Source organism: Rhodococcus sp. K11/5 (genome assembly GCF_055193735.1).
Genome location: NZ_CM143721.1, coordinates 2,341,586 through 2,360,452, shown reverse-complemented (window position 1 = coordinate 2,360,452; position 18,867 = coordinate 2,341,586). Strand labels below are relative to the sequence as shown.

15 protein-coding genes and 1 tRNA gene are annotated in these 18,867 nt (G+C 69.3%); 6 read left to right on the top strand and 10 right to left on the bottom strand.

Going from position 1 to position 18,867, the window contains the following annotated elements; all coding sequences use genetic code 11:
- Positions 1-1,209 carry an SPFH domain-containing protein gene (locus ACY466_RS11140; RefSeq protein ID WP_463252231.1) on the top strand — a complete coding sequence of 403 codons (1,209 nt, stop codon included), beginning with the start codon at positions 1-3 and terminating at the stop codon, positions 1,207-1,209.
- Here ACY466_RS11140 and ACY466_RS11135 read toward each other — a convergent pair whose 3' ends face one another.
- The 3 genes from ACY466_RS11135 to ACY466_RS11125 are packed head-to-tail and all read right to left on the bottom strand — an operon-like array spanning position 1,210 to position 3,188.
- Positions 1,210-1,800 carry a hypothetical protein gene (locus tag ACY466_RS11135; protein WP_463245466.1) on the bottom strand — a complete coding sequence of 197 codons (591 nt, stop codon included), beginning with the start codon at positions 1,798-1,800 and terminating at the stop codon, positions 1,210-1,212. It abuts the gene before it with no gap.
- Positions 1,797-2,396, bottom strand: a complete 600-nt coding sequence (locus tag ACY466_RS11130) for a hypothetical protein (protein WP_463245465.1) — start codon at positions 2,394-2,396, stop codon at positions 1,797-1,799. The genes ACY466_RS11135 and ACY466_RS11130 overlap by 4 nt, the downstream gene beginning before the upstream one ends.
- Positions 2,397-2,456: 60 nt before the next feature.
- Entirely contained in the window at positions 2,457-3,188 is a 732-nt protein-coding gene (locus ACY466_RS11125; RefSeq protein WP_463245464.1) for a TVP38/TMEM64 family protein, read from the bottom strand.
- 173 nt (positions 3,189-3,361) lie between these two features.
- On the opposite strand from ACY466_RS11125, the gene ACY466_RS11120 reads away from it, so the two are divergent.
- The 3 genes from ACY466_RS11120 to meaB are packed head-to-tail and all read left to right on the top strand — an operon-like array spanning position 3,362 to position 8,501.
- Positions 3,362-5,269 carry a methylmalonyl-CoA mutase family protein gene (locus ACY466_RS11120; protein WP_463245463.1) on the top strand — a complete coding sequence of 636 codons (1,908 nt, stop codon included), beginning with the start codon at positions 3,362-3,364 and terminating at the stop codon, positions 5,267-5,269.
- Positions 5,266-7,509, top strand: coding sequence for a methylmalonyl-CoA mutase (gene scpA, locus ACY466_RS11115; protein WP_463245462.1), 2,244 nt, complete (start codon positions 5,266-5,268; stop codon positions 7,507-7,509). Before ACY466_RS11120 ends, scpA begins: the two co-directional genes overlap by 4 nt.
- 2 nt (positions 7,510-7,511) lie before the next feature.
- A complete protein-coding gene (gene meaB, locus ACY466_RS11110) occupies positions 7,512-8,501 on the top strand; it encodes a methylmalonyl Co-A mutase-associated GTPase MeaB (protein ID WP_463245461.1) in 990 nt (329 codons plus the stop codon).
- Here the strand turns inward: meaB and ACY466_RS11105 are convergent.
- From ACY466_RS11105 to ACY466_RS11080, 6 genes are all read right to left on the bottom strand, one after another.
- Positions 8,498-9,547 carry a nucleoside hydrolase gene (locus ACY466_RS11105; protein WP_463245460.1) on the bottom strand — a complete coding sequence of 350 codons (1,050 nt, stop codon included), beginning with the start codon at positions 9,545-9,547 and terminating at the stop codon, positions 8,498-8,500. The genes meaB and ACY466_RS11105 overlap by 4 nt on opposite strands.
- A gap of 13 nt (positions 9,548-9,560) precedes the next feature.
- Complete coding sequence (locus ACY466_RS11100) at positions 9,561-10,901, bottom strand: CoA transferase (RefSeq protein ID WP_463245459.1); 1,341 nt, start codon at positions 10,899-10,901, stop codon at positions 9,561-9,563.
- Between the two features lie 21 nt (positions 10,902-10,922).
- Entirely contained in the window at positions 10,923-12,209 is a 1,287-nt protein-coding gene (locus ACY466_RS11095; RefSeq protein WP_463245458.1) for a saccharopine dehydrogenase family protein, read from the bottom strand.
- A 47-nt stretch (positions 12,210-12,256) separates the two neighbouring features.
- A complete protein-coding gene (locus ACY466_RS11090) occupies positions 12,257-13,753 on the bottom strand; it encodes a glutamate-cysteine ligase family protein (RefSeq protein ID WP_463245457.1) in 1,497 nt (498 codons plus the stop codon).
- Between the two features lie 73 nt (positions 13,754-13,826).
- Positions 13,827-15,338 (bottom strand): SDR family NAD(P)-dependent oxidoreductase, encoded by a 1,512-nt coding sequence (locus ACY466_RS11085; protein WP_463245456.1) that lies wholly within the window; start codon positions 15,336-15,338, stop codon positions 13,827-13,829.
- A gap of 123 nt (positions 15,339-15,461) precedes the next feature.
- Positions 15,462-15,547 (bottom strand) — tRNA-Leu (locus ACY466_RS11080).
- 242 nt (positions 15,548-15,789) lie between these two features.
- Between ACY466_RS11080 and ACY466_RS11075 the strand changes: the two genes are divergently transcribed.
- Both ACY466_RS11075 and ACY466_RS11070 read left to right on the top strand, forming a co-directional pair.
- On the top strand, positions 15,790-17,109 hold the full coding sequence (locus tag ACY466_RS11075; protein ID WP_463252230.1) for a M20/M25/M40 family metallo-hydrolase: 1,320 nt from the start codon (positions 15,790-15,792) through the stop codon (positions 17,107-17,109).
- Between the two features lie 76 nt (positions 17,110-17,185).
- Positions 17,186-17,719, top strand: coding sequence for a YbhB/YbcL family Raf kinase inhibitor-like protein (locus ACY466_RS11070; protein ID WP_463245455.1), 534 nt, complete (start codon positions 17,186-17,188; stop codon positions 17,717-17,719).
- A gap of 51 nt (positions 17,720-17,770) precedes the next feature.
- On the opposite strand, the gene ACY466_RS11065 is transcribed toward ACY466_RS11070, so the two are convergent.
- Positions 17,771-18,844: a quinone-dependent dihydroorotate dehydrogenase gene (locus tag ACY466_RS11065; RefSeq protein ID WP_463245454.1), complete on the bottom strand. Its 1,074-nt coding sequence runs from the start codon at positions 18,842-18,844 to the stop codon at positions 17,771-17,773.
- Positions 18,845-18,867 lie beyond the last annotated feature (23 nt).

Sequence of the window (18,867 nt, the reverse complement as noted above, 5' to 3'; positions counted from 1 at the left end):
ATGGTTGCACTCATAGTTCTCGCCGTCGTCGTGTTCCTGGTGGCGGTGGTCGTTGCCAAGTCCGTCACGCTGGTCCCGCAGGCCGAGGCCGCCGTGATCGAGCGGCTGGGCCGCTACTCGAAGACGGTGTCCGGTCAACTCGCGTTCCTGGTCCCGTTCGTCGACCGGGTGCGCGCCAAGGTCGACCTTCGCGAGCGTGTGGTGTCGTTCCCGCCGCAGCCCGTGATCACCCAGGACAACCTGACGGTGTCGATCGACACCGTCGTCTACTTCCAGGTGACTACGCCGCAGGCGGCCGTCTACGAGATCAGCAACTACATCGTCGGTGTCGAGCAGCTCACCACGACCACGCTGCGCAACGTGGTCGGCGGCATGACACTGGAGGAGACGCTGACCTCGCGTGACTCGATCAACGGTCAGCTCCGCGGTGTGTTGGACGAGGCGACCGGGCGGTGGGGCCTGCGCGTCGCGCGAGTCGAGCTCAAGAGCATCGATCCGCCCCCCTCCATCCAGGAGTCGATGGAGAAGCAGATGAAGGCCGACCGCGAGAAGCGCGCGACCATTCTGACGGCCGAGGGTCACCGGGAGTCGTCGATCAAGACGGCCGAGGGTGACAAGCAGAGCCAGATTCTTTCCGCCGAGGGTGCCAAGCAGGCATCCATCCTGTCGGCGGAAGGCGAGCGGCAGTCGCGCATTCTGCGGGCGCAGGGTGAGCGGGCCGCGAAGTACCTGAACGCGCAGGGTGAAGCCAAGGCTATCGAGAAGGTCTTCGAGGCGATCAAGGCCGGAAAGCCGACCCCCGAGCTGCTCGCATACCAGTACCTGCAGACCCTGCCCAAGATGGCGCAGGGCGACGCCAACAAGATGTGGGTCGTCCCCTCCGATTTCGGCGACGCGCTGAAGGGGTTCGCCAAGAATCTCGGCGCTCCCGGCGAGGACGGCGTGTTCCGTTTCGAGCCCAGCGATCAGGGCGAGACCCACAGCAAGCCGGAGGACGACACGGCCGAGGTTGCCGACTGGTTCGACACCAAGACCGATCCGGCGATCGCTCGTGCGGTCGCGGACGCGGAAGCGGTCGCTCGCAAGCCGGTCGACACCTCGCTCGGAGCGAGCGCCAAGGACATCGCGACTCCTGCAGTACCCGCGCCCGCGACGTCCGCTCCCGATGCCGTGACCGCTCCCGAGCCGCAGCGCGAGATCGACAACTGATCAGTTCGTCAGTCCCACACCCACACCACCGGCTGCGAGTGCCCACAGCACGCTGGTGAAGGTGCCGATGATGAAGTACTCGGACGCGTGGGCATCGCGTACCTCGGGGTAGCGGGCGAGTCCCTTCACCGCGAGCACCACGGCGATTCCCTCCGGCCAACCGGTCAGAACGGACGTCGCGACGGCCACGCGTTCGAGAACACCGATCGTCAACCCACCGCGCAGATCTTCGCGCGGTGGGTTCGTCGTGTCCGGGGCGCCGTGATGTCCCCGATTCGCCTCCCGGCTCACCTCGGTCTCGCGGCGAGCGAGGAGGAAGACGGCCGGCGCGACGACGGCGCCACCGGTGGCGGCCGCGAGCACCGTGAGCACGGATCCGACGACCACGGGAATGCCCGTCACCGGTTCCGGTATGGCCACCGCCGCGATACCCGCGACGGCCAGGGCCGCGACGGCGACCACGATGGTCGACCACCAGGGAGCGGGAATCCGGATCGGCGAGCGTGTCGACGCAGTACCGGGCAGGTCGCGGACCGGCACGAGCGGCACCACGGCGGCCAGAGCCAGTGCGACGAGTGCGAGGGCGGTCATCGCGGCGATCCTGCGCGGCGATCGGCCTCGGCCAGAAGTCGCGCGAGGGTGGGACGAGCGGCCGTCTCGGCGTGCCAGCCCGCCACGGTCAACCGTTGCGAGACGGCCTGGCGGCTGATGCCGAGTTCGGTGGCGGCGTCGCCCTGGGTCTCGGATCGGCGCATGGTGGCGACGGCCGCTCGACCGGCGTCGCTCCGGCGGATCACGAGCAGGGCCAGCAGGGTCAGAACGGCGTCGGCATCGGCAGCACTGATCTGGTCGACTCCCCGAACCGCGATGCGAGCCACCGCCCCCTTGGCCTCCGTGACCGCGGTTCGAGCGGCTTCGAATGCGGGACCCCGGCCGGCCCTGGTGCTGTCGGGAAGGGGAAGTTCGACGACGCCGACCCCGATGCCCACACTCCAGTCGCCGTCGTCGACGAGGTCCAGGGCCGTATCGACGACCAGTTCGGGATCGTCGGTGACGGCCTGGATCTCGTCACCGGCGGTGCGCTCGAACGGTCGGAGGAGACCGCGTTCGGCGTACCGCGCCACCGCGTCGGGAACCCGGTCGGTCCCGCGTCGGCTGCGCCGTTGGTCCACTGTCATGACGTACACAACGTCAAGCCTAGAAGCTTGTTCATGTGCAATCAAGCCTGCAGGCTTTACTAGACCCGATCAGGTCTCGGGGCTTGCGTCTCCCGGCACCGGCGCCGAGTCTTCGCGAGGCCGGGACGGCACCTTGGCGTCCAGGACGAGACCGGTCACGCCGACGGCGATACAGACCGCCGAAATCGTCAGCAGCACGGGATTCGCATTGCCGGCCAGAGCGTCGCCCACCAGCACGATGCCCACGGTGCCGGGGATCACGCCGCCGAGAGTGGCGAAGAAGAACGGCGTCAACCGAACCGAGGACAGCGCCGCGCTGTAGTTGACCACCGCGAACGGGACCGGTGCGATCAGGCGCAGGCTGCCGACGGCGAGCCATCCGCGCCGAGCGAGCCGCTCGTCGACGACGTCGATCATGGGGTGGCGCCAGCGTGCGGCGACCCAGTCCCGGCCGATGGTCCGCACGAGCAGCAACGCCAGTACCGCGCTGAGCGTCGTCGCACCCACCGACACGGCGATGCCGACGACGGGACCGAAGAGCACACCCGCCGACACGGTGAACAGGGTGCGCGGAATCGGAGCGATCGTCACCACGGCGTGCACCGCGAAGAACACCGCGGGGAACGCCGGACCCACCGATTCGGACCACAGTCGGATCTGCTCGACCGACGGAAGCGGCAGCACGGCGGCGATCACCACGACCACGACCGCTACGCCGACGGCGAGAATCCAGCGCACGACAACGGTGCGTCGGGACGCCGAGGACGTCGCCGGATCGGAGTTGTCCTTCGTGTCGGGCATCGCGGGCAACCGTACCCGGCGCGTCACGGGCTCCCACAGAACTTGGACGCCCGATGCTTTGACGCCCGAGTGTGTGAGGATTGTCTCGGTGCCGGCTCTCCCGAGCAGCGATGCGGCGGGGGCAGTGCGGTTAACATCACATCGAACGTCGAACGGTGCGAAGGGAAACGATGGTGACCAGGAATCCGGGCGAGGAGCCCCCCGCACCGGACGCCGAACGTCGACGGCGGCACGAGAGTTGGCAGAAGGCAGTGGCGGGCGTCCTGGCCAAGGCTCGCCGGGTCGATGCGTCCGACCTGCCCGCCGACCCCGAGACACTGCTGGACGCCACGACCTACGACGGACTCACCGTCCGCCCCCTCTACGGTCCGCTGGATCACCGGCCCGAGTCGCCACTACCGGGCACCTTCCCCTTCACCCGCGGATCCGACGCCGAGCGCGACGTCACCGTCGGGTGGTTGGTGTCCGCCCGCTTCGGCCGCCTCGACACCGATCCCGATGCGGTGAATCGAGCGATTCTGGACGGACTGCAGAACGGGGTCAGCTCGGTCTGGCTGGACACCTCGGGCATCGGCGCCGAGGCGATCGCGGCGGCTCTCGTCGGGGTCTACCTCGAGTTGGCCCCCCTCACGCTCGCGTCCGGTCCGGACACTCCGGCTGCCGCGGCGGCACTGTTCGCCGAACTCGATTCACGCGGAACCGACGCCGACGTTCGTCTCGGCGCCTCGCCGTTCACGGATTCGTTCGCCGGAATTCCCGGAGCGAACGAAGAGCAGACCGTCGCCCTGGCGCTCACCTCCGCGGCCCGCACCGAGACGGTGCGCGCGGTGACGGTCGACGGCACGGTCTTCCACGAGGCGGGCGCCGCGGACGCCCAGGAGATCGGCCTGGCGGCCGCGGCCGCGCTGGACTACCTGCGGGTCCTCACCGACGCGGGCCTGTCCGCCGCGGACGCGCTCGACCAGCTCGAGTTCCGGTTCGCCGCGACGGACGAACAGTTCGAGACCATCGCCAAGTTCCGCGCCGCGAGACGAGTCTGGGCTCGGGTGGCCGAGGTCGTGGGCGAACCCGATCACGGCAGCGCTCCCGCGCACGCGGTCACGTCCGCCGCGATGATGTCCCAGCGCGATCCGTGGGTGAACATGCTGCGGACGACGCTGGCGGCGTTCGGCGCCGGGGTCGGCGGTGCGGACGCCGTCACCGTCCTGCCGTTCGACGTCGCGATCGACGGCGGCGCACCGGATGTGTCGCGGAACTTCGCGGCCCGCATCGCGCGCAACACCTCGCTGCTGCTGCTCGAGGAAGCCCACCTCGGGCGGGTCCTGGATCCCGCCGGAGGGTCCTGGTACGTCGAGTCGCTCACCGCCGACATGGCGGCCGCCGCCTGGGCCGTGCTGCAGACCGTGGAGGCCGCGGGCGGCTACCGGGCGGCGCTCGCCGACGGCTCGCTTCGACGCGACGTCGAGGCCACTCGCCGTCGTCGCGCCGAGGACATCGCCCACCGACGCACCGCGGTCACCGGGGTCAACGAGTACCCCGACCTGCAGGAGAAGCCTCTCGTCGCCGGCAGCGCGTCGTCGACCGTCCTGGGTCGACCCGTCGCACGGTACGCGGCGCAGTTCGAGGCCCTGCGCGACCGCAGCGACGCCGTGGTCGCCGCGCGGGGGAGTCGTCCGGTGGTGCTGCTCGCCCCGTTGGGCACGGTGGCCGAACACAACGGCCGAACGTCCTTCGCGGCGAACCTCCTCGCGTCCGGGGGAATCGAGGCGCTGAACCCGGGGCCGAACGCCGACCTGTCCGTCGTCGCGCAGGAGGTCGGTTCGCCGATCGCCGTGCTGTGCGGCACGGACAAGCGCTACGCGAGCGAGGGGCCCGACGCCGTTGCCGCGCTGCGGGCCGCGGGCGCGACCACCGTGCTTCTCGCCGGGCCCAGCACCGCGTTCCCCGACGCGCCCGACGACCGCACCCCCGACGGCTTCCTCACCGCCACCATCGACGCCGTCACCGAACTGTCCGAGCTGCTCGATCTGCTGGACGACCACCGGCGCGACGCCCCGATCTCCGAAGCGAGCCAGGCATGAGTTCCATCCCCGATTTCGCCGACGTTCCCCTGGTCTCGGACGCGCCCGCCGGGTCCGCGCCCACCCCCGAAGACGCCACCGCGCACATCGCGGCGGGCGCAGCCGCTCACGGTTACGACTCGGAACAGGTCACCTGGTCGACTCCCGAGGGAATCGACGTGCGACCGGTCTACACCGGGGCCGATCGTGACGCACTCGAAGCGGCGGGATACCCGGTCGACTCGTATCCCGGCGCGGCGCCGTTCCTGCGCGGTCCGTACCCCACGATGTACGTCAACCAACCCTGGACGATTCGGCAGTACGCCGGGTTCTCCACGGCGTCGGAATCCAACGCGTTCTATCGCCGTAACCTCGCGGCCGGGCAGAAGGGTCTCTCGGTCGCCTTCGACCTGGCCACCCACCGCGGGTACGACTCGGATCATCCCCGTGTGCAGGGCGACGTCGGAATGGCCGGCGTGGCCATCGACTCCATCTACGACATGCGCGAGCTCTTCGACGGCATCGACCTGGGTTCGGTGTCGGTGTCGATGACGATGAACGGTGCGGTGCTGCCGATTCTCGCGCTCTACGTCGTCGCGGCGGAGGAGCAGGGCGTCGGGCCGGAGCAGCTCGCGGGCACCATCCAGAACGACATTCTCAAAGAGTTCATGGTGCGCAACACCTACATCTATCCACCCGATCCGTCGATGCGCATCATCTCCAACATCTTCGAGTACAGCTCGACGCACATGCCCAAGTTCAACTCCATCTCCATCTCCGGCTATCACATCCAGGAGGCCGGAGCGACGGCCGATCTGGAGCTCGCGTACACCCTCGCGGACGGTGTCGAGTACATCCGGGCCGGACTCGACGCGGGAATGGACATCGACGCGTTCGCACCGCGTCTGTCCTTCTTCTGGGCGATCGGGATGAACTTCTTCATGGAGGTGGCGAAGCTGCGGGCCGGCCGTCTGCTGTGGGCGGAACTCGTCGCGAAGTTCGACCCGAAGAGTCAGAAGTCGTTGTCGTTGCGCACGCACTCCCAGACCTCCGGGTGGTCCCTGACGGCGCAGGACGTGTTCAACAACGCCGCGCGCACCTGTATCGAGGCGATGGCGGCGACGCAGGGCCACACCCAGTCCCTGCACACCAACGCGCTGGACGAGGCGCTGGCCCTGCCGACCGACTTCTCCGCGCGCATCGCCCGCAACACCCAGCTGTTGCTGCAGCAGGAATCCGGCACCACGCGTCCGATCGACCCGTGGGGCGGGTCGTACTACGTCGAATGGCTCACTCACCAGCTGGCCGAGCGTGCCCGCGCCCACATCGCGGAGGTCGAGGACGCGGGCGGGATGGCCAAGGCGATCGGCGAGGGCATCCCCAAACTTCGCATCGAGGAGGCCGCGGCTCGGACGCAGGCCCGCATCGACTCGGGCCGCCAGCCCCTCGTCGGCGTCAACAAGTACGTGCCCGACGAGCTCGATAGCATCGAGGTGCTCAAGGTCGAGAACTCTCGGGTGCGCACCGAGCAGATCGAGAAGCTCGAACGCCTCCGGCAGGAACGGGACCCGGGTCGGGTGGAGGCCGCGCTGTCCGCGCTGACCGCTGCGGCCGCGTCCGACGAGGGCGGCATGGAGAACAACCTGCTCGCGCTGGCCGTCGACGCCGCTCGGGCCATGGCCACGGTGGGCGAGATCTCCGATGCCCTCGAGAAGGTCTACGGCCGGCATCGCGCCGAGATCCGCACGATCAGCGGCGTCTACCGCGACGAGGCAGGAAAGGCGACGAACATGGTGCGTGCGGGAGAACTCGTCGACGCGTTCGCCGAGGCCGAGGGCCGTCGGCCACGCATCCTGGTCGCCAAGATGGGACAGGACGGCCACGACCGAGGGCAGAAGGTGATCGCCACCGCGTTCGCCGACATCGGCTTCGACGTCGACGTGGGCCCGCTGTTCCAGACGCCGGACGAGGTCGCGAATCAGGCCGCCGACAACGACGTCCACGTCATCGGGGTGTCGTCGCTGGCTGCCGGCCACCTCACGCTCGTGCCGGCGCTGCGCGACGCCCTCGCCGAGGTGGGCCGTCCGGACATCATGGTGGTGGTGGGCGGGGTCATTCCGCCCGGCGACTTCGACGCGCTCCGCGAGGCCGGAGCCGCCGCGATCTTCCCGCCCGGAACGGTCATCGCCGACGCCGCGGTCGACCTCATCGAAACGCTGGGCCGCGCGCTGGGCCACGACAGTCTCGAGGCGAACGTCTGATCATGGCGGACCCCCGATCCATCGATCTGCCCGCCCTGACCGAAGCCGTACGACAGAACCAGCGCGCCGGTCTCGCCCGGGCCATCACCCTCGTGGAGTCCACGCGGTCCGATCATCGCGATCTCGCCCAGCGGTTGCTTCTCGACCTACTGCCCGAAGCCGGGGGAGCGCACCGTGTCGGCGTCACGGGGGTTCCGGGCGTCGGCAAGTCGACGTTCATCGACGCCCTCGGTATGTACCTCATCGGCAAGGGCCACCGGGTCGCGGTCCTCGCCGTCGATCCGTCGTCCTCGCGTACCGGAGGCTCGATTCTCGGCGACAAGACGCGGATGGCGAGGCTCACGGTGGCCCCCGAGGCCTACATTCGCCCCTCGCCCACGTCGGGGACCCTCGGTGGCGTGGCCAAGGCGACACGCGAGACCATCGTGCTCCTCGAAGCCGCCGGGTACGACGTGATCCTCGTCGAGACCGTGGGGGTGGGACAGTCCGAGATCACCGTCGCCGGAATGGTCGACTGCTTCTGTTTCCTGACCCTCGCACGGACCGGGGATCAGCTGCAGGGCATCAAGAAGGGGGTCCTCGAACTCGCCGACGTGGTGGCGGTGAACAAAGCGGACGGCAACCATCTGCGGGACGCGAAGAACGCCGCACGGGAACTCGCGGGGGCCCTTCGTCTCATCCATCCGCACGACGCGCTGTGGACGCCGTCGGTACTGACGATGAGTGCGATCGAGGAGACGGGGCTCGCCGAGTTCTGGGACACGGTCGTTCGTCATCGCGAGACCCTCACCGCGGCAGGCGAATTCGACGCCAAACGACGAGCCCAGCAGGTCCAGTGGGTCTGGACCATGGTGCAGGATCAGCTGATGCGACGCCTCTCGTCGAGTGCGGCCGTCTCGGCGATCGAGAAGGACGTCGAACGGCGGGTCGCCGACGGTTCGCTCACCGCCGCGTTGGCCGCGCAGGAGATTCTCGACGCGTTCGACACCTAGACCGTGCGCGCGGCGAACGCGCCGACCCGGCCCAACAGGTGGTCGAAGAATGCCTCGGGATCGGTACTCACCGCGATGGCGGCGTTGTGTCGACGCCCCCAGAATCCACGCCGGTCGGCGATGGTGGTGCCGCGGGTCAACGCGCCGTCGACCTCCACGTCCACCGTCGCCGGCACGTACCGGGCCATGTCCGGGAAGAGCGCCAGCGCCGCGGCGAACGGATCGTGCATGTGGGCCAGGTACCCCTCGCCCACGGAGCGGTGGAACTCGAAGTAGAACCGGATGGCGTCGGACAGGTGACGTACGACGGGAACCGTTGCCCGCGAACGGGTTCCGTCCGCATCGGCCGGTGAGGGCAGTTCCTCCGGCTCGCTCCCTGCGAGTGCGGCGAGTCGGGCGAGGTGGTGCGGGTGCATCTCGATGGTCTCGGTCACACCGAGGGCACAGACGATGGGCAGTCGGTCGGCGGGCAGGCGGTCGGCGTGCACGTCGGCGAATGCCTCGAACACCTCCTTGGCGGCCTCGGGATCGACGCTCACGTTCCACTCCGCGGTCGGGGTGGTGTTGCCGGGATGGTCGAACGATCCACCCATCACGACGAGCCGACGGAGCAGGGTGGGCAGCTCCGGCTCGATCCGCAGGGCGAGTGCCAGGTTCGTCAGCGGTCCGGTCACCAGGCCCGTGATCTCACCCGGATTCGCGCGCGCGAGATCCACCCATGCCTGCGCGGCCGACCGTCCGGACACCCGGCGGTCGGTGGGCGGAAGATCGGCGTATCCGACGCCGAGAGGGCCGTGGGTGTCCTCGGTGGTCCGCAGCGGCGCGACGAGGGGCTCCTCCGCGCCGACCGCGACCTCGATGTCGGGGGCCCCGCACACCGCGAGCCAGCGGAGCGTGTTGTCGACGACGCGCGCAGTCGGAACGTTGCCGGCGGTGCAGCAGATGGCCTCGATGTGTGCCTCGGGGGACGCGAACAGATAGACCAGGGCGAGCGAATCGTCGATTCCGGTGTCGACGTCGACGATCAGACGGGTGGTCGCGGGCATGGCCGTCATCGTGTCACGGAAACCGGAGCTCGCCGGGCCCGTCGATGCTCGCGGGAAAGGGATGGTCGTCGTACTCGGCGAGGGCGGGTCGCGCCGTCGTGAGATCACCGTGCGTCGCGACGGTGCGATCGCCGACAGGCGCGACGGGCGGAGGATCCTCCCGGCGCCCCTCGGCGGCGAGCAACCACGACGCGGTACGCGACAACGACACCGAGACATCCCGGCCGATACCACCGTCCGCCCGAAGCGCCAACGCGTCGACCACGCCGGCCGCGAGCAGCTGCCCCGTCGCGTGATCGAGAGCCTGGACGGGAAGCGACCCCGGCCGTGACTCGGACCCCACGGTGATCGCGATCCCCGACGCGGCCTGGACCAACGAATCGAACCCGCGCCGCTGCGCCCACGCCCCACGGGTGCCCCAGGCCGTCACGCTCCCCACCACGGCGCCGCCGGGACGATGTGCATCGAGGAACGCCCGCACCGTCGATCCCTGTCGGTAGCCGCAGAGCACCACGTCCACCGTGGTGAGCACGGACGCCAGGCGTTCGGCGTCGTCGGCGTCGGTCACGTCCAGTGCGGCGTTCGCCTTGCCGGCGTCGGTCTCGCGATGCAGCAGAACGGCCTCCGGCATGCCCGGAGGGTCGACGCGAAGAACCGACGCACCCAGGAGCGCGAGCATCCGACCCGCGATGGGTCCGGCGATCACCCTGGTGAGATCGAGCACCCGGACACCGGCGAGCGGGCGCATCGGATCGGTCGGCGGTGCGGCGAGCTCGGGGGCGCCGTCGGGGCGCAACACCGACGCCACCAGCGGACCGACCCGTGACCTGCGTCCGGGATCGCTGTCGGCCCACTCGCTCTCGGTGCGCACCGCGACCGCGACAGCACCGACCTCGGGCGCGAGCTGCTCCACCTCGGACGCGCTCCAGTGCCGCAGTTCCGCGGTCAGCACGGCGGCGTCGGCACCCGCCGGCAACGACAGCAGCTCGTCGAGGCCGCGGCGGTGGTGCGGGTAGTTGGCGTGCGTGCGTACCCACCCGTCACGCGTCGGAAAGAATCCCGACAGCTCGGCGAACGGCGGCACGGCCGCACCGTTCACCCGGAGCAGTCGGTCCCCGCCGAACGACGCCGCGACGCGCTCCGGATCGACGACCCAGGGGATCAGCGGCAGCCCGACCGCCTGGCGATACCGGTCCGTCGCCGCGCACACCGCCATCGTCGAACCCACGGCCAGGTCCTCCACGGGAAGTCGACTCGAGAGCAGCCCCGGATCGGTCGGCGACACGGTGACCGAGCCGACTCGGTCGGCGCCCTGTTCGGCGTCGTACCGGTCCGCCAGATCCCCGGCCGTCACAGCAGATCCCCTCGTTCTCGGTCAGACCCGGCGGGCCGAGATCTCCATACCGGCTCCGCGCAGGCGCGTCACGAGTGCGTCGCCGATGCCCGTCGCGGGGGTCAGAACGCCACCGCCGAGCTCGGGAAGATCGTCGCGGTCGAGGGCGAGGGCAAGCGCGGACTCGCCGAGCATCATGGCCGTCGCGGCGTACCCGGGGTCGCCCTTCGCCTTCACCCGCGAGCGGTAGTGCGCCCCGGTGGTCGTGGTCGTGTACAGGTCGACCGTGAAGTGACCCTTTTCCCGCGTCTTCGCGCTCGGACCCGATCCGGGCTTGGGAAGAACCTTGTCCAGGACGAACCGGGTCGGAGGGAAGGAGAGACCGGCCACGAAGGCCACCAGCCCGGCCGCGACGCCTCCGGCGATGACCGGTGAGAGCGGGGACGAACCGACGCTCATGACCTCGCTGTACTTGAACTTCCGGCCGTAGGCGTAGCCGCGGAGTGCGTTGCTGCGACGCACGATCCGCGTGTTGTGCGCGGCCATGACGAACGGCGCCTTCCATCCCTTCAACGACGGGTGGATGTCCTCACCCTTGGTCAAGGTGGCGTCGGTCTGCCGCCCGAGATCCGGCTCCGCGGAGCGATCCGGGGTCAGCGAGTACGGGCTCGCCGCGAGCTTGCGGGCGGTGCGGTCCTTGGTGACGGTGTCGATCTGTCCGCGCAGCGAGTCGATGGTGCCGCCGCTGACGCCGCCGCTCATGGAGGTGACCACCAGGGTGGTGTCGGTGAGTTCGCCCGCGCCGTCGGCCTCGACCGCCGCATGCAGTGCGTGCACGCCGATGTCGGAGGGGATCGAGTCGAATCCACACGAGTGAACGATGCGGGCGCCGGTGGAGTGGGCCAGGTCGTGGTTCTCGTCCGCGCTCATGCGGGCGAAGAGCACCTCACCGGTGAGGTCGACGTAGTCGGTGCCGGCGGACGCGCAGGCGTGGGCGAGCGTTCGGCCGTACTTGGCGTACGGGCCGACCGTGGTGACGACCACGCGGGTGCGGGCGACGAGAGCGTCGAGCGCCGGACGGTCGTCGGCGTCCGCCACGACGATCGGCCACGACGCCGCTCGGCTCGGCAACCCCACCCGAGCGGTTTCGAGCTTGGGACGCGATCGTCCCGCGAGAGCGATGGTCGTCCCGTCCGGGGCGTTGCGGGCGAGGTATTCGGCCGTCAGCGCACCGACGAAACCGGTGGCGCCGTAGACCACGATGTCGAACTCGCGCTCACCGTCGTTCGACTGCGTCTCGGGGGCTGGGGTCGTGTCGTCGTGTGCCATGCACCGACCTTACAAGTGCCGTCGACCCGGACTCTCGAGGTCGGGGGTCACCAGGTCCAGGTGTGGACCGGCTCGCCCGAGTGCATGCGGTCGAGATAGTCCGACAACATCCCGGCGACGGCGACGTCGCGAGATTCGCCCGCGCGCTCGCGGGCCACGACGGCGCCGCGCTGCCACACCGAGCCCGACTGCCGGTTCAGGCACCGGCCCTCGATCACCTTCAGGTAGCGGTCACGAACATCGGCGTCCACTCCGTACGCGGTCAGACCGGCATCGGCCATCGGAAGCAGGCGGCGCAGGATCAACTCCTCGGGACTGATCCATCCGACGTCCGGCCAGTAGAGCCGGGAGTCGAAACCTGCGCGCGCCGCGGAGTGCAGGTTCTCCTCGGCCGCGTCGAACGACATCTGGGTCCACACGGGACGATCGGCGTCCACGAGGGCGCGCAGAGTTCCGTAGTAGAACGCCGCGTCCGCCATGGTGTCGATCACGGACGGTCCGGCCGGAAGCACCCGGTTCTCCAGCCTGATGTGGTGGTCACCGCCGGAGCGGTCGTAGATCGGTCGATTCCAGCGGTAGACGGTGCCGTTGTGCATGCGCAGTTCGGTGAGGGCGGGAGCGCGACCGGCCTCGAGTTCGGCGGTGGGGTCCTCGTCCGAGACCACCGGGAGCAGCGCCGGGAAATAGCGCGAGTTCTCCTCGAACAGGTCGAAGATCGACGTGATCCACCGTTCGCCGAACCACACTCGCGGGCGCACGCCCTGGTTCTTCAACTCCAACGGGCGGGTGTCGGTGGCCTGCTCGAACAGCGGGATGCGCGTCTCGTGCCACAGGGCCCGGCCGGCGAGGAACGGTGAGTTCGCCGCGAGCGCCACCTGGACACCGGCCAACGCCTGAGCCGCGTTCCAGTGCGCCGGGAACTCGCTGGGCGCCACCTGCAGGTGCAACTGCACCGACGTGCAGGCGGCTTCGGGGAGAATCGTGTCCGAGATCTGGTTCAGCGACTCCGGATCACGGCTGCCGGGTAGCGGAACACCGGTGATCGCCAGCTCGATGTCCTCACCGCGGGCGGCGAAGATCTGCTGGTTGAGGAGGTCGTAGCGCGGGTTGCTCGACAACCACCGGTGTGCGAAGTGTTCGCCGGTCAACGTCGGAAGCATGCCGATCATCGCCAGCGAACAACCCGATTCGGCGGCCTTGGCGTCCGCTGCGTTCAGCGAGGCCCGCAGTCCGTTCTCGAGCTCGCGCATGCTCGAGCCGGCGAGCGGTTCCGGGGCCACGTTGATCTCGATGTTGAACTGACCGAGCTCGGTCTGGAAATCCGGGTTCGCGATCGCCTCGAGCGCCGCGGCATTGGCCATCGCGGGCTGCATGTTCTCGTCGACGAGGTTGAGTTCGATCTCCATGCCGAGGTGGGCTTCGTCGACGTCGAAGGTGTCCTCGGCGAGCATCGACGCCAGCGCGTCGAGGCACTCCTGCACCTTGTGCCGGAACGCCTGGCGATCCTTGCGACTGAACGTGCGCTGCTCGACCTCGTCGCCCATGCGCATATCTCACCACGACGGAACGCGTCGGGTGGGACCGGCGTCACCCGGACGCGGGGCGTCGGGGGAGCGATCACCAGGGGGCGGGGGCGTAATCCTTGAGAAATTTCCCGTGCAGATCGACACCGGCCTCGCCCTGAACGATCGGATCGTAGACCCGAGCCGCGCCGTCGACCAGGTCGAGCGGTGCGTGGAACCCCTCGTCCGCGAGCCGCATCTTGGTGGGGTGCGGGCGTTCGTCCGTGATCCACCCGGTGTCCACCGCGCTCATGGAGATGCCGTCGGTCATCATCTCGTTGGCGCTGGTGCGGGTGAGCATGTTCAGGGCGGCTTTCGCCATGTTGGTGTGCGGGTGGCCGGGACCCTTGTATCCGCGTCCGAACTGCCCTTCCATCGCCGAGACGTTCACGACGTACGCGCGGCGGGCCGTCGACGCGGCCAGAGCGCCCCGGAGCCGGGAGACGAGGATGAACGGCGCCACCGAGTTGCACAGTTGCACCTCGAGCAACTCGACCGGATCGACCTCCTCGACCGTGTGCACCCAGCTGTTGGTCGGCGCCTCGTCCGGCACCAGACCGCCGGCGTCGATCGCACTGCCGTCCGCGATACGCGCGGGTCCGGCGGACCCGGCCACCAGGGCCAGCGACGTCACCGCGGACGGGCCCAGGGCGGCCAGCGCCGCGGGAGTGATGTCTGCGCCGCCCGTCAGGGAGCCCATGAGTGCGGCGGGGTGCGCGGCGCTGGTGACACCGAAGGTGCGCACGGGCACGCCGAGCGCGGTCAGGTCGACGTCCTGCTCACCGTCCGTGAGAGCGGAGTACGACCCGGCCGATCTCTTGACGGTCTGCGCCGCGTTGTTGATCAGAATGTCGAGCGGACCGTCGGCCGCCACGGAATCCGCGAGCGCCACCACCTGGGCCGGGTCACGGAGGTCGATGCCGACGATCGACAGTCGATGCAGCCAGTCGTGACTGTCCGGCATCGAGGCGAAGCGGCGTACCGCGTCGGCCGGGAACCGAGTCGTGACCGTGGTGTGCGCTCCGTCGCGCAGCAATCGCAGGGCGATGTACATCCCGATCTTCGCGCGACCGCCCGTCAGCAGAGCGCGGCGCCCGGACAGATCCGTGCGTGCCTCGCGCCGACTGCGATTCAGGGCCGCGCAGTCCGGGCACAGCTGGTGGTAGAACGCATCGACGACGGTGTAGCGCTGCTTGCAGATGTAGCAGGGCCGCGCCCGCAGCAACGATCCCGCGGTCTCCGATCGAGCGGACGAGGTCAGGGCGAGACCGGCGGTCTCGTCGTCGATACGGTCCGGGGATCCGGTCGCGGTCGCGGCGACGACGGCTCGATCGGCCTCGGCGACCCGCGCGCGCGAGTCGAGTCGGCGCCGCTTCTTGACGGTCTTGAACAATCCGCCGACGGCCCGGCGCACCGCGATCGAATCGGGATGGTCGTCGTCCAGTTCGCCGGCCCGTGCCAGCACTCGCAGACACGTGTTCAGATCGGTCGGGTCGATGCGGCCGAGCTCGGCCGTGTCGGTGGCCGGGTCATGTTCCGGCGCCGTGGGTTCCGCGTCGTGTCGCATGTCCGCTCCGTTCTCCGCTCGTGGGTCTGCGGGTGGCCGTCGGACCGGGTGGTCGTCGGACCGGGTGATCGTCACACGAAGAAGGCCCCGATTCGACTCGCGAATCAGGGCCTTCTTCGTCGGTGTCCGAGGGGGGACTTGAACCCCCACGTCCGTTAATAGGACACTAGCACCTCAAGCTAGCGCGTCTGCCATTCCGCCACTCGGACAAATCACGTCGAGACCGATCTGGATCGGCCGCACGGTGACGTCGGCACGCATGTTGCTGCGTGCGCCGGGTAAATCTATCCGATCCGACGCTGTGAACCAAAACCGCACGTCGGAGTGGGTACAAGGGGTCTCGAGGGCACCACGGGGCGAGAGCCGAGTGAGCGGGCGGTGTGCGTGGTAGGAACAACGGGTGACCACAGACGAACCTCGGGCCGATACTTCGAATTCCCTCGATCCCACGGTGGCCGTCGACGAGGTCGTGGACCTCGTGGCGTCACTCATTCGCTTCGACACCTCCAACACCGGTGAACTCGAGACCACCGTGGGGGAGAAGGAGTGCGCCGAATGGGTGGCGCAGCAACTCGAGGCGGTGGGCTACGACACCGAATACGTCGAGTCCGGTGCTCCGGGCCGCGGCAACGTGTTCGCACGCCTCGCCGGTGCCGACAGCGCACGCGGCGCCCTGCTGGTGCACGGCCATCTCGACGTGGTGCCGGCCGAGCCCGCGGACTGGAGTGTGCACCCGTTCTCGGGTGCGGTCGAGGACGGATACCTCTGGGGCCGCGGGGCCGTCGACATGAAGGACATGGTGGGAATGGCGCTGGCGATCGCACGCCAGTTCAAGTCCGCCGGGACGGTGCCGCCGCGCGACCTCGTGTTCGCGTTCCTGGCCGATGAGGAGGCCGGGGGCAAATACGGCTCGCATTGGCTCGTCGAGAACCGTCCGGACCTGTTCGACGGCGTCACCGAAGCCGTCGGCGAAGTGGGCGGGTTCTCGTTGACGGTGGCCCGGCCCGACGGCGAGGAGCGTCGGCTGTACCTGGTGGAAACCGCGGAGAAAGGCCTGGCGTGGATGCGGCTCACCGCCAAGGCTCGCGCGGGGCACGGCTCCTTCCTGCACGACGACAACGCCGTCACCTATCTCGCGGAAGCCGTTGCTGCGTTGGGCAAGCACCAGTTCCCGCTGGTGATGACCGACTCGGTCACCGAGTTCCTCGCCGCGGTGTCGGAGGAGACCGGCCTGGAGTTCGATCCGACGTCGCCGGACATCGACGGGACCCTGGCCAAGTTGGGCAGTATCGCGCGCATCTTGGGAGCCACGCTTCGCGACACCGCGAACCCGACGATGCTCTCCGCGGGCTACAAGGCCAACGTCATCCCCCAGACGGCCACCGCCACCGTCGACTGCCGGGTGCTGCCCGGTCGGAAGGCGGAGTTCGAGCGGGAGGTCGACGCCCTCATCGGACCCAACGTCGAACGTTCGTGGATCGCCGACCTCGAGCCCTACGAGACCACGTTCGACGGACACCTCGTCGACGCCATGAACGACGCGATCCTCGCCTTCGACGAGAACGGTCGCACCGTTCCGTACATGCTCTCCGGTGGCACGGACGCGAAGGCATTCGCGAAACTCGGCATCCGATGCTTCGGATTCGCCCCGCTCAAGCTGCCCCCCGAACTCGATTTCGCGGCCTTGTTCCACGGAGTCGACGAACGGGTACCCGTGGAGTCACTGGTGTTCGGTACCAAGGTGTTCGAGCACTTCCTGCTGCACAGCTGAGTGCGATCGCACCGGCGTCGAACCACCGGTGATGTTTCACGAACGCATGCAGTCCACGACCGAAAGGACACACTCGATGTCGCACGATCCCTACGCGGCTCTGCCCCAACTGCCCTCCTTCGAGCTCACCTCGACCAGCATCACGGACGGACAGCCGCTCGACGGCGAGCAGGTCAGCGGAATCATGGGCGCGGGAGGCCACGACAACTCTCCGCAGTTGTCCTGGTCGGGTTTTCCCGAGGAGACCAAGAGCTTCGCGGTCACCGTCTACGATCCCGATGCGCCCACGGCGTCCGGGTTCTGGCACTGGGCGGTGGCGAACATTCCGGTGAGCACCACCTCGCTCGAGGCCGGCGCGGGCGACGACGGCGCCACGGGCCTGCCGAACGGCTCCGTGCAGTTGAAGGGTGATGCCGGACTGGCCCGCTACATCGGAGCGGCGCCGCCTCCCGGTCACGGACCGCACCGCTACTTCGTGGCCGTGCACGCCGTCGACGTCGAGCGACTGGACGTCGACGAGACCGCGACCCCGGCGTACCTCGGGTTCAACCTGTTCTCGCACGCCATCGCGCGAGCGGTGATTCACGCGACGTACGAGATCTCCGAGTAGACCGTGCCGGTTCGGGGACGGCGCCGTCCCCGAACCGCCGCGGCGGCGAGATCACGCGCCGCGTGAGTCCGATCCCACCGCGTCGGCCACCGTGGCGAAACCTGCGGCCCGCGCCCGACGGACGAGCCCCGCATTGATGCGGCGCGCCCAGAACGGACCGCCGTAGACGAAGCCCGTGTACCCCTGCACCAGGGTCGCGCCCGCGGTGATGCGCTCCCACGCGTCGTCGGCGCTTTCGATGCCGCCCGCGGACACCAGGATCAATCGGTCGCCGACTCGTTCGCGCAGGCGCCGCAACACCTCGAGGGAACGGTGGGCAACAACCGGTCCCGACACCCCGCCCGCGCCCATCGCGGTCACTCCGGGGGTGCGGACGGCGTCCCGAGAAATGGTCGTGTTCGTCGCGACGATGCCCGCCGAGCCCAACTCCAACGCCAGATCCGCCACGGCATCGACATCCTCGTCGGACAGGTCCGGGGCGATCTTGACCAGGACGGGCACGGACACGGCCGCGTGAACGGCCGCGAGCAGGGGGCGCAGCGACTCGACCGCCTGCAGATCGCGCAACCCGGGCGTGTTGGGAGAGCTCACGTTGACGACGACGAAGTCCGCGACCGGACCCAGCAGGCGTGCGCTCTCGGTGTAGTCGACGGCGGCGTCGGCGGCCTCCACCACCTTCGTCTTGCCGATGTTGGCTCCGATCGGAATGTCGCCGCGGCGCCGGCGCAGCCGCTCGGCCGCGACCTCCGCACCGTCGTTGTTGAATCCCATGCGATTGAGAAGGCCGCGATCGTCCGGAAGGCGGAACAGCCGGGGAGAGGGGTTGCCCGGCTGCGGCCGTGCGGTGACGGTTCCGATCTCGGCGAAGCCGAATCCCAGTGGCCCCCATGCGTCGACGCCGTGGCCGTTCTTGTCGAATCCGGCGGCCAGACCCATCGGGGACGGGAACGTCACCCCGAACGCCGTGGTGCGCAGCGCGGGATCGCGCACGGTGAGCACGCGCGAGACGAGCGCGCGCAGGGGAGCCGGTGTGGTCACGAAGACCATGGCGGCGAAGGCGAGGTGGTGGATGCGCTCGGGCGGCACCAGGAACAGGACACGCAACAGCAGTCGGTACGGGCTCACCGCGGGACGCTTCTTTCGTCGAT

Excerpts from the sequence above, each read along its gene's own strand:
- ACY466_RS11140 (WP_463252231.1), top strand. The coding sequence starts at position 1 with ATGGTTGCACTCATAGTTCTCGCCGTCGTCGTGTTCCTGGTGGCGGTG.
- ACY466_RS11135 (WP_463245466.1), bottom strand. The coding sequence starts at position 1,800 with ATGACCGCCCTCGCACTCGTCGCACTGGCTCTGGCCGCCGTGGTGCCG.
- ACY466_RS11125 (WP_463245464.1), bottom strand. The coding sequence starts at position 3,188 with ATGCCCGACACGAAGGACAACTCCGATCCGGCGACGTCCTCGGCGTCC.
- scpA (WP_463245462.1), top strand. The coding sequence starts at position 5,266 with ATGAGTTCCATCCCCGATTTCGCCGACGTTCCCCTGGTCTCGGACGCG.
- meaB (WP_463245461.1), top strand. The coding sequence starts at position 7,512 with ATGGCGGACCCCCGATCCATCGATCTGCCCGCCCTGACCGAAGCCGTA.
- ACY466_RS11105 (WP_463245460.1), bottom strand. The coding sequence starts at position 9,547 with ATGCCCGCGACCACCCGTCTGATCGTCGACGTCGACACCGGAATCGAC.
- ACY466_RS11095 (WP_463245458.1), bottom strand. The coding sequence starts at position 12,209 with ATGGCACACGACGACACGACCCCAGCCCCCGAGACGCAGTCGAACGAC.
- ACY466_RS11090 (WP_463245457.1), bottom strand. The coding sequence starts at position 13,753 with ATGGGCGACGAGGTCGAGCAGCGCACGTTCAGTCGCAAGGATCGCCAG.
- ACY466_RS11085 (WP_463245456.1), bottom strand. The coding sequence starts at position 15,338 with ATGCGACACGACGCGGAACCCACGGCGCCGGAACATGACCCGGCCACC.
- ACY466_RS11070 (WP_463245455.1), top strand. The coding sequence starts at position 17,186 with ATGTCGCACGATCCCTACGCGGCTCTGCCCCAACTGCCCTCCTTCGAG.